Origin of the sequence: Vibrio crassostreae, assembly GCF_024347415.1 — a bacterium.
Taxonomy (GTDB): Bacteria; Pseudomonadota; Gammaproteobacteria; order Enterobacterales; family Vibrionaceae; genus Vibrio; species Vibrio crassostreae.
The window spans coordinates 729,853-744,036 of sequence record NZ_AP025476.1; the positions used below are offsets into that span (position 1 = coordinate 729,853).

Sequence of the window (14,184 nt, forward strand, 5' to 3'; positions counted from 1 at the left end):
CATTAACAAAACTTGTGTCGAAATTAGTATAGAACTTGTCGTTTAACTTGTCTTTAAACTCGTATACATTGCCATATATACCCTGTTTTGTTCCTTTTTTTTATTGGTATGTGAGATAACCCTATGCTGCTTTTGAAGCTGAAACCCGCAGATAAAATGATTGTCATATCTCTTTTAAAGTCATCAGAGCTTGATGATCATTTTTGCAAGCGTATTGGTGATATTGCCTCGGAGTACAGCATTAAGACTCAAACTGTAAGTGCTCTTCTAAGGCAACTAGTTAGTGAGGGCTACCTGCTCGTTGAGCAGGTATATCAGGGGCGAGGTTCTGGCTATCGTGAGTACAAATTTACTGACGCCATGAAAAGTTATTCTCTGTCAGAGCCTCTAATCTGGTGGACATTAAACAGTGGTAGTGACTTTCCCGGTGTGAAATATATTGTTGAGAACAGGTATTCATGCGCACATCAGAAGAACGATGGAGGTAAGTCAGGTTTGATGCTCACAGCACCTCAGCGTTTGATGCTGCTTACATTTCTAAAGATTTGGGATGAGACAGGAAGCGAGCTTGGCTACGTGGAAGTCAGTGCGAATGAAATATGTCAGCAAATGGGTATTCGCGGAGATAGGTTTAAGTCCCTAATAAAAAAGCTTAAAGATTGGGGTATCTTCCGGAAGGTTGTATCGGGCCAGTCCAACAGACAGCTTTTTGGTAAAACGAAAACTCGCTACTATTTTAATTTGTCACATGCTTTGTTTGATGAGCTAAGAGAACCGTCCAGTTTAGTTGTAAATCTAAATGGTGAGTTTGATGACTGTGTGCAAACTGAAGCGTCAGCATTACTTTCGATGAGTGGGCTTTTTAACTGGGATGAGCTCGCTAAGCAAAAAAACAGGATAGCTCTTGCTGAAAATCCTGATGAGGCACGTAAGGAACAACAGAAACTGTCAGAGCTTCAGTATGAACTATCGAAAGTACGTTTCCCATCCCACGCGCAAGTTATCGCAAACGGCTTAGGCTTTCTATCCTTCAGACAACTCTTTGAGAATGTGACTTCGCATGATCGTCTTCAGTTATGGATGTGTGATATTGCATCTGCGATTTTAACTCATAGCTGGGACAGTATTGATAAGCTCGATGGAAACATTGTGGTTAAGGACCTACTTTCATGGGAGTCAGTATTTCCAAAGAGTATGGTGATAAATAATGACCAAAAAAAACATGCAATGCTTCTTTGCCGACGAGTACTCCAGCAAACCAAGCAACTTATCCTTTTTGAGAATGAGCCAGAAATGAGTGAACCACAAAGACTTTACGGAAACCTTATACAGCTAGCACTGTACGTGTCAGCGATGATAGCTCGAAGATGTAAGTCCTTTTTGATGTTGGTATATGGTTATGACTTTTTACCTGATGAGGTTGTGCTCGTTCCTACTCACGGCTTTGGTGAGCGAATTTCCCATTTTGAAATTAGGTATGCCCATTCAACGTTGCAACGTCGCACAGAGTTGGTTATTTCAAATGCGGTATCTGTGGAAGGCAGCGCTCTAAAACGAAAGGACGAGGGGGATGTTATCTATACCGATGTCAATGTGTATAGTTGGGAGTCGATTGCACAAAAAGTGTTGAGAGGCCATTCGGATTTACATCCGGAGTTTGATGGATTGAAGAAAAGAAACACTAAGAAATAAGTTCATCGCTTTTTGCCGCTTAAATTACCGACTAGCCGGGGATGTAGTAGGCATAAACCCAGCTAAACACCTGAAGACAGAATGTAGGAAAAGGTAATATATACTTACCCCAGCCACACTGTTCGCTACCATAGCTGAGATAAAAAATATCGATACAGCTTCTTCTTGTAGACCTAAACATCTACAGGAGAGGTACATGTCCAGTTATTCCATCCATCAAGGTTCCCTGTTCAATGGGCTACCAATTAATAGGCGCTACTCATTGATAACTCGTTATCTCGAACAAACACATCGAGTACTGAACGATGCGTTACTAGAACACCCAAGAAGTTTTATCTTCCCTGTACTACTTAGAGTGCCAGTGGATACCGAGAGTCAGTTGAATTTAGAGCAATTGATTACTCGATTTGTTGAAGGTGTTAAACAACGAGTCCAGCGTACTGTGGAGCGTAGAAGGAAAGCAGTTAATAGAGTCCATTCTACTTCGGTTAGATATGTTTGGTGTCGAGAGCAGGACAGCTCAAACCACCAGTACTATCACGTATTCTTCTTACTGAATGGACAAACTTTTCATCGATTGGGTGATTTTAGCTATCAGAATAAAAACCACCTGAGATATATACTCTCTGAAGCTTGGTCAAGAGTACTGGATATGGCTATAGATGATAACCAAGGGCTGGTGGAGTTTCCCGGTAAGCCTGTCATGCTCAACGTACAGGAGATTCCAGCTACTGAACAATATTGTCGTTATCTTCAAAGGAAAGTGAGTGTTTATGAGTCAGTGTTCTACTGGATGAGCTACTTGGCTAAGGTTGATACGAAGCAGTACGGGAAGGGTTTTCGCAGTTACGGTTGTAGCCAAATGTCTAAATGGTCTGATAACGCGCCTTTAGAAACATAATATATCCTTAAAGCCTTGCTTGGTAAGGGGGGCAAAAAAAGAAGGTCAGTAGCTGACCTTCTTGATATGTGGTTACGATTCGCAATTATCTCCAGTTTTAGGAACCCAGTTCGAGCCTCCATCGAAAGAACACTGTTCAGAGTAAGTACCGTTAGCGAATACGGTAGTACGAGACCACGCGTTAGTGTTGGTGTGAGTTGTAGTCATTTGGGCTACATCGTCGTTTGGATTCATTACTGATTGGATACGGCTCCATGTAGACGCACCATACGAGTCTTCGTTAGCGAAGTCTGTGCTGATAAAGTTTACTGCATCTAGTTCAGAAGCTGCCACGTTAGCAGGGTTAACTTTCACTAGGTGTGCTAAGCCAGTATCAGTAGTGCTCGTGAAGAAGTGTTGTGATGTAGTATTGCTGTTAGCTGTTTTAACACGAGTAGTTAGTTGTTGTGCTACAGAACCAACATGTGCATTCCAATCAACTGCGTCGCATGCAGAAGCTGTAACTTCAGGCGCTGTGAATGTATTGCGTACACCGAAGCCAGTTTCTTGGTCTTGTTCTATCCACTCGTTAGCTACGCAGCGAGTGTTGTCTACAGTGTCAGAAAATAGAGTGGTCCATTCGTAAGTAAGACCGTTCACTGTTTCTTTACTGCCTTTGTAGAAGCCAACCATACCCGTTACGGTTTTCAGGTCATCCGTTACAGACTCAGTAGATTGAGACCAACCAGACTCACCAAAGTTTAGGTAAATCTCTTTGTACCAGCCCGGAGCATACTCGCTACGTTCATCCCATTCACCGTTGAAGTACTCAACCCATGCTAGTTGCGCATTAGGGTTAGCTGCTTCAATAGCCACGGTGTCAGCGTAAGATGCTTGCATTGATGGAACTAGAGCTACTGCTTTTGCGTGTAGGTCAGTGTCGCCCGCTTCAATGTAATCCCCATATAATTCATCAACAGTAACGTTGTAGCGCTGAGCTACACGGAACTCTTGCTCTTGAACTCTAGCCTTGATTCGTTCACGAAGCTCATAGTTATCTTTCACTTCAGTGCACGTTAAGGTGGTCCCTTCAGAGTACAGCTCATTTTGGATTGTATCCCAAATGATAGTCGTGAGAGGGGTGGTGTTCATTATTTCCTCATCTGTCGCCACAGTGAATCGTGGTGGATAAATCATTTGGTAAGCTTCAGTTACTTCACCGTAGTCAGAATCGATTGCACCAACAGGTACATCAATGACAGCAGGAACGTAATCTTCACAGCCACCGAATCGACCATCTACTAGCATTGACCATTTACCATCACTATCGGTGAAGAAGTTGGGTTCGCCGACATCAAACTTCTTGTTGTAGTTAATATCCAAATAGACGTGAGCACCTTCAATGTACCCATCAATAGCTGTTCCTTTTAGAGTGGTCCCTGTTGACGATGAAGCAGTGTCGGAGCCTCCACCTCCACAGGCGATTAAAGAGGCAGACAAGACCGTTGCTGCAATAGACGTAGTATATGACTTCATAATGTTTCCTTTTTAGTAAATTTAAGAGAGTGAAGCTGGGTCGTTAGTAACTTGTTCGCGATTTACGGCCACCAAACCAGTGAGCTTGGTGGTCATGGGTAGGTTTAGAAAGAATCGAGAGATTGTAGGTAGTTGATAACCCCAACTTCCGTTGATATCTCAAAGGTGAATGTCGACACAGAGGCGCGCTGTATAGTTTCTATATCAATGTGTTGATAGGTTTTATCTGACTGCTGGTACACGACAACGAAAGCATTAGCTTGTGCCCAGAAGCACAATGGCTCTATCGATAACGTACCTTCTGCAATGATGAGGTTGACGATATGTTGGTTTGTGATCCCGTAGCTGAGTTGCTCAAAGACGGTATTGAATGAAGCACTATAGTTTCGTTTTAGTATTGGGTTAGACGCCACCATGGCATACGGTGGCCTACGATTGACGTTCGTTAAGGCATTCCGTGTTTTCAGGTTGTGGATTTCTGTAAAAACAGAATTAATGGTTGATGTGTATTCTGCTGGGAAACTACTGGTTAACCAGCTTTCAGCAAGGTGAAGCAAAATACTTTCTCTTGGTCCAAATGTTTTTAGCGGTTGTGCTGCCCGGTGATAACCGTAAGGCCGATCACGAGTGTCTTTCTTAACCCCCAAGTGTTTAACCAAGATCTCCAGATTCCGTTGGACAGTGCGAATATCACGGACTAATCCAATTGCTGAAATTTGGAGTTGTATTTCTTGTGCCGTTACCTTGTGTGAATGTGGTACACGATTGTATATCTCAAAAAGCAGAGATACGTGTTCAGATAGATTAGGTTTCGTTGCCATAATTCATTAGGTTATAAACACGGTGGACCATCGAAGTGAATCAATTGAAGTCAGTTCGAATGTGTTCGCGTGAAGTAAATAATGGTGATGGTAGTGAGCGAGCGGGCATTACTTGTCGGCTGAAAAATCGAGTATTCGATTTGTGTAAATGATCACGGATTGTGCAACTGGATGTCTTTTCAAGGGAGGTATAAGGCTGGCGGTTGCTAGCATTGAGATTTTTTACTCAACTTACCTATATCTATGAGAGTAGTGAGTCATCATTGCTCTTGGCCCTAGCACTTTCGAGTACTAGGGTCAGGTGCGTAGAGAGATAGGTAAAAAAGGCTTGGGTCTCTATAAAGGAATTGGAGTACGTAGTACGACATCCTTATTTCTTTTTTCTCTTCTCTTTTGACTTTGATTGTAACCACTAAAAATGGATGAGTAATGTAATCTTCATTCATGCAATGAGATTTAAAGTACAGGTGCAGTAGCAACACCTGTACCTACCATTGAGGGTGTATCAAGCTTGGTATCAATTACTTATTTCAATCTGATCATAAGACTCCATATCTAAGTACGACAGAAAGTTACTCTCCCATATCTTGTAGAAATCATTGATCCCATAAGCATCGATTGCTTGCCACCCCATAGGGGCAATGAACGCTTGTCCGTTAGCAATATCAAAATCCACATTACGCTCTAGCTCTGGGTAGACGTTGCCTTGGTAAGCGAAGTCCGTGAGGTATTGGATTTGATACTGGCTCTCATTTTCTTTCAACAACATGATTTCTACTGGGTGATAGCCTCCCGCTTCAGCACTGTAAGTGGTATCTCGAAAGTTAATGGTGAGGCTTTCACAGTCCTTCTTGGTTGGGTTCTGTTTCCAGAATGTCTCCATCTTGCTTTTCAACAGGCTCTTAAGCTTCTGAGAGACTGGCGAGTATGGCGCTGTGATGGTGAGTGTTTGAGGTTTCATAGTTTTTCCTTTCAATCGTTTTGTTCAGGTCAATGATATGTATCTGAGTTTGGTTTGAATCGAATGTGGAGGGGATGTTTGAAGCTGAGAGACAGTGGCTATTGGAATTGACTGACAACCGTTAACGTCTGTGTATCGAACTGTGATGCCTTTAGGTGATTGGTGAACGCCTTAAGCCAGCTAATGAAGAGCGACTGCACCTCAGGCCGATTGAGCTCGCATCGTTGGATGTCTGGTTGGTAGAACCATTGATGCTTGAAGTTGAAGTACAAAGCTACATCAACACTCTCAGCTTCTGGTGTGGGGTAATCAAAAGAAGCGACAAACCGCACTTCCCAAGGTTCGTTAGGGTTAGCCCGTTCAAGTTGCACCTCTATGGGCTGTATCCCGCTTCGGTTGCGATAGAAGCTTGCGACCTTGAGATTAAGCGCCACTCGTTTTGTTTCGGTGGGAATGTCATATTGCTCAATCAAGAGCTCGACAAGCTGGTGGAATAAGTCGAGTTTAAAATTACGTTTGATACTACGATTCATAACCAACCTCTCTCAGCAAAAGACACACAATCACTGCCCACCACAATGTGGTCGAGTACTCGCACATCAACCAGTGCTAAAGCATCCTTTAAACGCTCTGTAATGCGCCTATCAGCTTGTGATGGGTTGGAATCACCTGATGGATGGTTATGAGCAAAAATCACCGCTGAGGCGTTTCTCTCAAGTACCAACTTCACCACTTCTCGTGGATACACTGAAGCGCTGTCTATCGTGCCAAAGAACAACTCATTGAATTCAATCAACTGATGTTGGTTGTTGAGCAACATAACCCCAAAGACTTCTCTCTCATATTCTCCTAGCTTGCAGCGTAGAAAGGCTTTCGTGTCATTCGGACGTGTAAAGGCATCTCCGCTTACCAATCGACTCTCTAAAATCTCAACGGCTTTCTCTAATATCTGGTGCTCTGAGACAGCCCCTTGAAATGAATAATGTTTACTGTTTGATTTGTGCATAAATGAATTCCTTCTAATGGTCATACGCACTTCGATGATATGTACTCGAATTTTCTTTGAATCGATTTTTAGTCAGGCGATGTGAGAGACGTGGACTCACTGAGACCTTCTCGGACTTTTTTTACTGACTGCCCTTCATCTTTGAACGATATAGATGAGGGACATCACAATGAATATTCGATTAATCCGTTTGAAAGAAGTCATGCACGTAACTGGATTGGCGAGAGCCACCATCTACAAGTACATGAACGAAGGGACCTTTCCTAAAAGTGTATCTCTAGGAGGAAGGGCTACGGCTTGGGAGATATCAGAAATAGAAGAGTGGGTGTTGGAGCGTATAAGGGAGCGTGATGAAGGGATAGATGGGGAAGCTGCATGAGTCTTCCTAAATCCGAGTTTTCTACTTTTCTGAACCGTTACCCTGAAGCGTTGATAGTCAAACTGAAACTCAGAGCGTCGGTACAGAAGCAAAGAGAAGGTGACCGCCTAATGCACGACTTTCTCTACCGATTACAAAAGCAGGCGAACCAGTTGAAAAAGCAAAGTCATGGCGGCTTTGCTTGCCCAATCTTAGTGAGCTTTAAGAAACTGACGGTTGAAGACAGTTCGACGCGGTTTCTGGTTGCCGTGACATTCAATCTGAAGGCATTCGGGCGGAAGTTGCCAGACGATATTAAGAAACAAGTTAAACGTTGGGTCAGTATGGCTTGGGCGAGTGCCTTAATGACAGGTAGCCATATGGTGACGCATTTAGTGCAGTTTTCTCCGGGTCAGACTTATCTCTGCTTAAGGCCGGGAAGTCCACAATACCGCGATGCCATCGAAACCCTTGAGAGAGCCTTTGCTGGTATTGGACCGGATATTACGCATCCTGCCTCACACCGTTTCCATCACCTACAAGGCTTTTTTCCCAGCAAGAAGCGCACAGTAGAGTCTGTGTAACAGTGCTCTTCTCCATTTAAACGAAACCTATGCATTGCTAGAGGATGGCTGTCCTAGCTCTGGCTACCCAAATTAAAACCAAAAAGGAAAGCGGCTCATGAACGAATCACAATCAATCTACGTCAGCATTGCCATGAATCCAAACCGCAACAGCGATGCTCAGGGCAGTATCGGATTGTCCGTGTATAGCACAAGAGGCCATTTAATTGATGAATGTCGAATTAGAGTGTTAGAGGTGGAAAGTAACACTGAACTTGAACTCTCTGCATTAGTAGAAGCTTTGAGTTACGCACAGGACGGCGATGAAGTCTTTATCAGCAGTGCGTTTTGCGAACGGGGTTATAACGAGTGGTTAGACAGGTGGAAAGCTAAAGGTTGGCGTAAGGCGGACAGAAAGTCTGTGGTCTACCGACAACTATGGCAGCAGGTAGATAGCTTGCGGTCAGAAAAGTATGTGGAAGTTCATCTGGAGAAGCTTCGGGATATGGGGAACAAAATGCAAAAGGCGAATACCCTTGCTAAGTCCTGTTTCGATGACAAAGAACCGTTCTACTAACTCAAGAAGGAAGTTAATTTCCCAGAAGCTCAAAGGCTGGTGATGATATGAAAAAAAATCGCGCCAGCCAAACTTACTCGCCGCCTCTAGATAGTAGAGCGTAAGGACTAGAAGCTAACGGTACTTTATGTCGTTGTATATGGACGCCTTGGGACGTCTTCAAACCCCTAGACGGGTCTTTAGTGCTCTATTGGATTTTCAAATAAGGAAAACAAAATGAAATTTTTACGATTAAAAGATGTGATGGAAAAAACTGGTTTAAGTCGGTCTGCAATCTACAGCCAGATCAAAGAAGGGGAGTTCCCAACCAGTGTGCCTATAGGTTCAAGGACTGTCGCTTGGATCGATAGTGATGTCGAAAAATGGCTTGAGTGGAGGGTGTTGGTGCGTAATAGGGCCAATAAGGGACTTTTTAACTGATGACAGCACTGAGCCAAAGTGCAAGAGCGTGAGTTTTGCGTCTTCCTGCTATAAAACTAGCATAGGTCCACAATCGTTGAAAACTACCCATAGGAACTATCAGCATTCGAAATATAGATAAATATCAAATTTATCATGGTTTTATGAGGGGGTTTCTAAAGGCTTCTTGACATTTAACTGAATTGCATATCACTATGCGCTAGGAGGTATATAATGGATAGAGTAGCAGTTGTTTTTATACACGGTTTGAGAGGGAACACAGATACTTGGGTTAATGATGATGGTAAGTCATTACAAGAGCTTTTACGCGAAGATGATGCTGTAATTGCTGAGTACTGTGATTTTTTTGAGTACAACTACTTCAGTAAGATTACTGAATTCATGAATGGCTTCGTATCTAAGCATTCATTTAGCTTGTTAAGTAAGCTACCAATTTTTGGGTCTCTAGAAATACTGTCAAAGAGTAAAAAAGTACGTAAAAATAAAACGATAGATCAGTTGGCTAGTGGTCTGGAATCGGAATTGAGAGCTAGGTTTGATGCTCATCGAGAGATTATCCTAATAGGCCATAGCATGGGAGGGTTAGTTGCAAAAAGTTTGATATTGTCTCAACTCAAGAGTGGGACTGTGGACAATATCAAATCATACATTTCCCTTGCTACCCCCCACCATGGTTCCCTACAAGCCTTGTTTCTTTCATTTAGTAAAAATAAGCATATTACTGAACTCCAACCCCTTAATGAGCAAACAATGAACCTTGAGAAGGAATGGAGTAAAAACAAAAGTTATTTACCCAAGTCGAGGTACTTGGTTTCTTTAGATGATGAAGTGGTCTTGCCGCATTGCGCTGTTCCAAACAGTGCTGATGAAGCAGATGTATTTAAAGTTAACGATGAAGATCATACAAGCATATGCAAACCAGTAAGTAAAAATAGCACATCATTTATCTTAATAAGAGACTTTGTTAAAGAGAGACTATCTGGGATTGTGATCGAAAAGGATTTTAAAGATAGCAAAATAGATAAACTTAAAAGTTATGAGAAAGAATTATTTGTAATAAAATTAATTATTGCTGATGTTAATACTAGCCTGATTAAATCGTCGAAAGAGTCCTATTTTAAGGCGGAGATAGCTTGTCGATTAAATAAGAGAAGTGTTGACAGGTTAAATGAGTTGTATGACAAGATAAAGTTCATATATCAGAATGAATTCTACCTTTATGATGAAAATAAAATAGATAGTTCTGAGTTAGTTTATAAAGTACATGGTGAAATAAAAGACAAAGACTCTACTATTTTAGACTCTGCTATTGAAAGCGTATCTTTCTTAGAGAAGATAGGCATGCTTCATCAACTAGCTAACATAGTCGATCAAGAAGTTGTTTGGTGTAATAAGGATATTTCAGAGGCTCATGATGGAGTTTGATGACGCTAATTATATGCCATATTTAGATGTATTGAGTGAACCTACAGTAAATATGACAAGGATATATTTAATTGTAAGAGAGTTGCAATTAAATAGAAATGGTCGCTTAGTACTAACGATGGAAAAGCTTTGTTTTTTTAATGCAGCTATAGTGAGCGAAAGCATAGTAGAGAGCATACTGCTAAAATATAACAAATCTATAGATACTAGCTTTAAAAGTATAGATGAAGGTTTTTCCTATAAAAATAGAGACAGTATAAGAGAGTCAATACAGGGGCAATTGGTTAAAGACTATGTTATACAGCTATGTAATCTAGATATTCTTAAGTTTAATATAGATAAAAACTATAGCTTAATATCTGTTAAAAATCATATTGATATAAATGAACACGACCCTCTTATTCTTGCGTGGAAAGAAAATATAAAACGATTGAAATTTTGCGTTAGCAAGTCTGAAAAAGAATTGTTTTCATCTTTAGTTGAGGCTTCGTATGAATAATTCACCTAGTTTAATTATAAAAAAACTGACTGTCCTAGGGACTAGAAAAAATTACGAGATAGAGTTTGATTCTGGTATTAATATAATATGGGGTGATCTTGACTGCGGTAAAAGTAGTATATTGAGCTTGATTTCATATTGCTTAGGGGCATCAAGTCTTGATAGTTATGATGAGCTTGAAGAAAGTGCAAGGTCTGTAAGGCTTACTGTCGAAATAAATGATGATACATATATATTTGAGCGTGAGCTATTTAACAGGAAGCAATATATTAAGGGATATCGAGGGGTTGTCAATCCAGATATTGCTCCAATAATACTGTCTCCGGATTTAAATGGTGATGCGCCCGATGGTTACATATCTTTCTTTATAATGGATCTATTAGGATTACCTATTACTAAAGTTAAGATCTCGCCAAGTAAAACTGATTCAACGATGCATAGAGTTGGTTTTAAAGATTTACTAAAGTTTTTATATCTTAAGCAAAAAGATATAGCATCAGATTCATTGCTTAACATGAATGAAAGGTATCGATATGTTAAGCATAAAGAGATAATGAAGTTTTTGTTTAACATTCATAATCAAAATATCTCTGAGCTCGAATCTGCAATAGCAAAGCAGCAAGAAAAACTAAATGAGAAAAAACGGGAATATAATGAAATAACTAAGTTTTTGAATAGGGTTAATTTCGACTTTTCTATCGACTTTGAGAAAAAAGAAGAAGAAAATAATGACGCTGTAAAAATGCTAGATAGTCAAGTGTCTTTATTAAAAGAAGACTACAAAAAAGCATCTGGCATGACAAAAGAAATTGAGAACAGACTTAAGAAATACAGTAAGTTAATTGAGGAATCTCAGTACAAAAACAAAGATTACAATACTGATTTGTCTAGTTATGTAAAGTTAAGGAATTCATACCTCGAAGAACGTCGATCTATCTCAACGTCAATAAAGGTTGAATCTACCTTTCATTCTATTCATTCTACAGAAATTAAGTGTCCTCTATGTAATATCCCCAAAAATAGAGATATAGAAAAATCAAGAATACCAGTTAGTATTTTAAGTTCAGAAAAAAAATCTTTAGATAGGAAAATTAGGAACTTAAACTCTCTAATAGATGAAGTTAGAGAAAGCATCGATTCTAACGCTAAGGAAATAGAGCAAGCACGACATGGAATTGAAGAAATACAATATTCATTTGATACTAAATATGCAAAAGAAGTTTCAGAAATTGTAGAGTCAATTTCCCTTCTTGAGAAGCAGAAAGTTGATTTACTATCAAATAAGAAAATTTTTGCTAGAGATAGATCCATTGTCAATAGGCTAGATATTATCTCTGTAGAGATGAATAATATTGAAAAGATAATGAGAAGATTAGATGGTGATCTAATCAATGCTAAGGAAAATTCAGAAGACAGTGATACGGTTGTTGGTAGACTAAGTCAAGAATTTAATATGTACATGTCTAATAGCTTGTTGAATAATGTTGAGTCTTCAATGGTTGATGATAGACTAGATTATTTAGTTAGGAATAAGTTTTTTACTGAACTTACATCTGGCGGAGTTAGAACAATAACTTCTTTAGGCATTTATTTATCAAAGATATTGTATTCATTGAAGAATAATTCAAACTTTCCAACCTTTATGATGATAGATACCCCGGGGAATAATATTGGTCGCTATCGTAGTCAAGATGTAAATAATGATGATGTATCATCAGATCAAAAGGTTTATGAAAGAGTATATGAGCAACTATTATCTATTGCTGAATATGCCAATAAAGAAGGTAAAAATTATCAAATCATTGTGGTCGATAACGACTTGGCAGTAACTGCTCGCGATCGAAAAGATATATTCCATGTATCAAAAAGGTTCAGTAAGAGTGAGCCTGAATTTGATTATGGTTTAATTAATGACTATCTAGATTAGCACAACTATTTAAGTTCATATGCAGAAATTAATTTCTGTTGGATAATGTTTAAAAGGAAATATAGATAATTAATAATCTATATTTCCTTTAACTATATCATTGCTGCATTTTGATTTACTAGGGGTAACATATTGCAGCGATACTATGAACTTGCTAGTCAAAGTAGTAATGTTGGGAATATATGACGTAAATCAAACAGAAACGTTTGTTAGCAGGAAACGTTTTCTATCAACTTACAACTCTTAGCTGTTTGGTCCCTGTTACAGATAAACTACCTCTAGAAGCCTTTTCTATATGCTCACTCCACCAAATCATGATGGGACGTCGCCGCTCTAAGTAATCGGTGCGGTTATACGCACCTCGTATTTGGTTGTCATCTACGTGTGCTAAAGCTGATTCGATTAAATCTGCTTCAAAACCTTGTTCGTTCAGAGTGGTACTTGCCAGTGATCTCAGACCGTGGCTTACCAATCTACCTGCAAACCCCATTCGTTTTAGTGCCATATTAGCTGTTTGGCTATTACATGGTTTCTTTGGGTCTCGGTCTGAAGGAAAAATAAACTCTCTGTGCCCACTGATCGGTTTCATCACTTCCAAAAGCGCCAGCATCTGCTCTGTGAGAGGAATGCGGTGCTCTCTTCTTTTTTTCATTCTCTCTTGTGGAATGATCCAAATCTTGTTCTCAAAATCTAGTTCATCCCAACGTGCGCCCGATGCTTCAGAAGGGCGAGTCATAGTGTGTAGTTGCCACTCTATTAAACAACGTGTAGTTCGTTTAATGTTTGCGTTAGCTATAGCTCCCATCAGTTCTGGTAGCTCTGCTGGTGTTAACGCAGCCATATTTTCTTTTTTAGGCTTTTTAAATGCAGCTCTTATACCAGTTAGAGGGTTGGCTTGGATTAGGCCGCAGTTCGTAGCAAAGTTCATTACTTCATTAAGTCGTTGGGATAATCGCTTAACCGTCTCTAAACTGCCTTTGGCCTCTATAGGCTTGAGAAGCTCAATAACCTTTGGTGCTGTTATGTCTTTTACGGGTATGTCAGACAACTGGGGGAATACGTGTAATTCCAATGATCGCCAAATATCGACAGCGTAATCTGGGGTGACATCGTGCTTTTTAATTTCAAACCAATCTTCAGAAACTTTTAAGAACGTGTGCTCGTGGTTCTCTTTGTATTCTTGTAGCTTGCGCTTTCTTTCTTCTTGAGGATCTATACCTTGAGCGATCAGCTCTTTTGCTTCCATAGAACTTTTTCTTGCTTGTACAAGAGAAACATCTGGATACCTTCCCAAGTTCAGATTAGTGCGTTTACCATTGGTCGGGCGGTAGTAATTTAACTGCCATTGTTTTGAGCCACTAGGAAGTACTCTTAGCTTCAACCCTTGACCGTCTACTAAATTATACTCTTTGTCTTTGGGCTTCGCATTTTTGACTTCGGTTGCTGTCAGAGGTTTTGTTTGTCTTGGCATAGTTAGGAACCAAAAGTTAGGAACACAATATCAAGGTTCCTACATTGG

Annotated in this window: 15 protein-coding genes; 9 read left to right on the forward strand and 6 right to left on the reverse strand. The window is 40.1% G+C overall.

Annotated elements, in window-relative coordinates:
• Nucleotides 1-123 precede the first annotated feature (123 nt).
• On the forward strand, nucleotides 124-1,692 hold the full coding sequence (locus tag OC193_RS03380) for a hypothetical protein (RefSeq protein ID WP_048666241.1): 1,569 nt from the start codon (nucleotides 124-126) through the stop codon (nucleotides 1,690-1,692).
• A gap of 196 nt (nucleotides 1,693-1,888) precedes the next feature.
• Nucleotides 1,889-2,593 (forward strand): inovirus Gp2 family protein, encoded by a 705-nt coding sequence (locus OC193_RS03385; protein ID WP_048666242.1) that lies wholly within the window; start codon nucleotides 1,889-1,891, stop codon nucleotides 2,591-2,593.
• A 72-nt stretch (nucleotides 2,594-2,665) separates the two neighbouring features.
• On the opposite strand, the gene OC193_RS03390 is transcribed toward OC193_RS03385, so the two are convergent.
• From OC193_RS03390 to radC, 5 genes are all read right to left on the reverse strand, one after another.
• The gene (locus OC193_RS03390; RefSeq protein WP_048666243.1) at nucleotides 2,666-4,108 is read right to left on the reverse strand and encodes a hypothetical protein; all 1,443 of its coding nucleotides are present in this window, start codon (nucleotides 4,106-4,108) and stop codon (nucleotides 2,666-2,668) included.
• Nucleotides 4,109-4,212: 104 nt separating this feature from the next.
• Nucleotides 4,213-4,929: a hypothetical protein gene (locus tag OC193_RS03395; protein WP_048666244.1), complete on the reverse strand. Its 717-nt coding sequence runs from the start codon at nucleotides 4,927-4,929 to the stop codon at nucleotides 4,213-4,215.
• A 517-nt stretch (nucleotides 4,930-5,446) separates the two neighbouring features.
• Nucleotides 5,447-5,890, reverse strand: a complete 444-nt coding sequence (locus OC193_RS03400) for a DUF2787 domain-containing protein (RefSeq protein WP_048666245.1) — start codon at nucleotides 5,888-5,890, stop codon at nucleotides 5,447-5,449.
• 98 nt (nucleotides 5,891-5,988) lie between these two features.
• Nucleotides 5,989-6,423, reverse strand: a complete 435-nt coding sequence (locus OC193_RS03405) for a DUF2787 family protein (protein WP_048666246.1) — start codon at nucleotides 6,421-6,423, stop codon at nucleotides 5,989-5,991.
• On the reverse strand, nucleotides 6,420-6,896 hold the full coding sequence (gene radC / locus OC193_RS03410) for a RadC family protein (RefSeq protein ID WP_048666247.1): 477 nt from the start codon (nucleotides 6,894-6,896) through the stop codon (nucleotides 6,420-6,422). The genes OC193_RS03405 and radC overlap by 4 nt, the downstream gene beginning before the upstream one ends.
• A 169-nt stretch (nucleotides 6,897-7,065) precedes the next feature.
• On the opposite strand from radC, the gene OC193_RS03415 reads away from it, so the two are divergent.
• The 7 genes from OC193_RS03415 to OC193_RS03445 all read left to right on the forward strand — a co-directional run bounded on the left by OC193_RS03415 (nucleotide 7,066) and on the right by OC193_RS03445 (nucleotide 12,665).
• A complete protein-coding gene (locus tag OC193_RS03415; protein ID WP_246847921.1) occupies nucleotides 7,066-7,275 on the forward strand; it encodes a helix-turn-helix transcriptional regulator in 210 nt (69 codons plus the stop codon).
• Nucleotides 7,272-7,838 carry a hypothetical protein gene (locus OC193_RS03420; RefSeq protein ID WP_048666248.1) on the forward strand — a complete coding sequence of 189 codons (567 nt, stop codon included), beginning with the start codon at nucleotides 7,272-7,274 and terminating at the stop codon, nucleotides 7,836-7,838. The genes OC193_RS03415 and OC193_RS03420 overlap by 4 nt, the downstream gene beginning before the upstream one ends.
• A 97-nt stretch (nucleotides 7,839-7,935) precedes the next feature.
• Nucleotides 7,936-8,394, forward strand: coding sequence for an RNase H family protein (locus OC193_RS03425; RefSeq protein WP_048666249.1), 459 nt, complete (start codon nucleotides 7,936-7,938; stop codon nucleotides 8,392-8,394).
• A 216-nt stretch (nucleotides 8,395-8,610) separates the two neighbouring features.
• Nucleotides 8,611-8,814, forward strand: coding sequence for an AlpA family transcriptional regulator (locus OC193_RS03430; RefSeq protein ID WP_048666250.1), 204 nt, complete (start codon nucleotides 8,611-8,613; stop codon nucleotides 8,812-8,814).
• Nucleotides 8,815-9,027: 213 nt separating this feature from the next.
• Entirely contained in the window at nucleotides 9,028-10,239 is a 1,212-nt protein-coding gene (locus OC193_RS03435) for an ABC-three component system protein (protein WP_048666251.1), read from the forward strand.
• Complete coding sequence (locus OC193_RS03440) at nucleotides 10,226-10,738, forward strand: hypothetical protein (protein ID WP_048666252.1); 513 nt, start codon at nucleotides 10,226-10,228, stop codon at nucleotides 10,736-10,738. Before OC193_RS03435 ends, OC193_RS03440 begins: the two co-directional genes overlap by 14 nt.
• The gene (locus OC193_RS03445; protein WP_048666253.1) at nucleotides 10,731-12,665 is read left to right on the forward strand and encodes an SMC family protein; all 1,935 of its coding nucleotides are present in this window, start codon (nucleotides 10,731-10,733) and stop codon (nucleotides 12,663-12,665) included. Before OC193_RS03440 ends, OC193_RS03445 begins: the two co-directional genes overlap by 8 nt.
• 229 nt (nucleotides 12,666-12,894) lie before the next feature.
• On the opposite strand, the gene OC193_RS03450 is transcribed toward OC193_RS03445, so the two are convergent.
• Nucleotides 12,895-14,136, reverse strand: coding sequence for an integrase domain-containing protein (locus OC193_RS03450; protein ID WP_048666254.1), 1,242 nt, complete (start codon nucleotides 14,134-14,136; stop codon nucleotides 12,895-12,897).
• Between the last annotated feature and the right edge of the window lie 48 nt (nucleotides 14,137-14,184).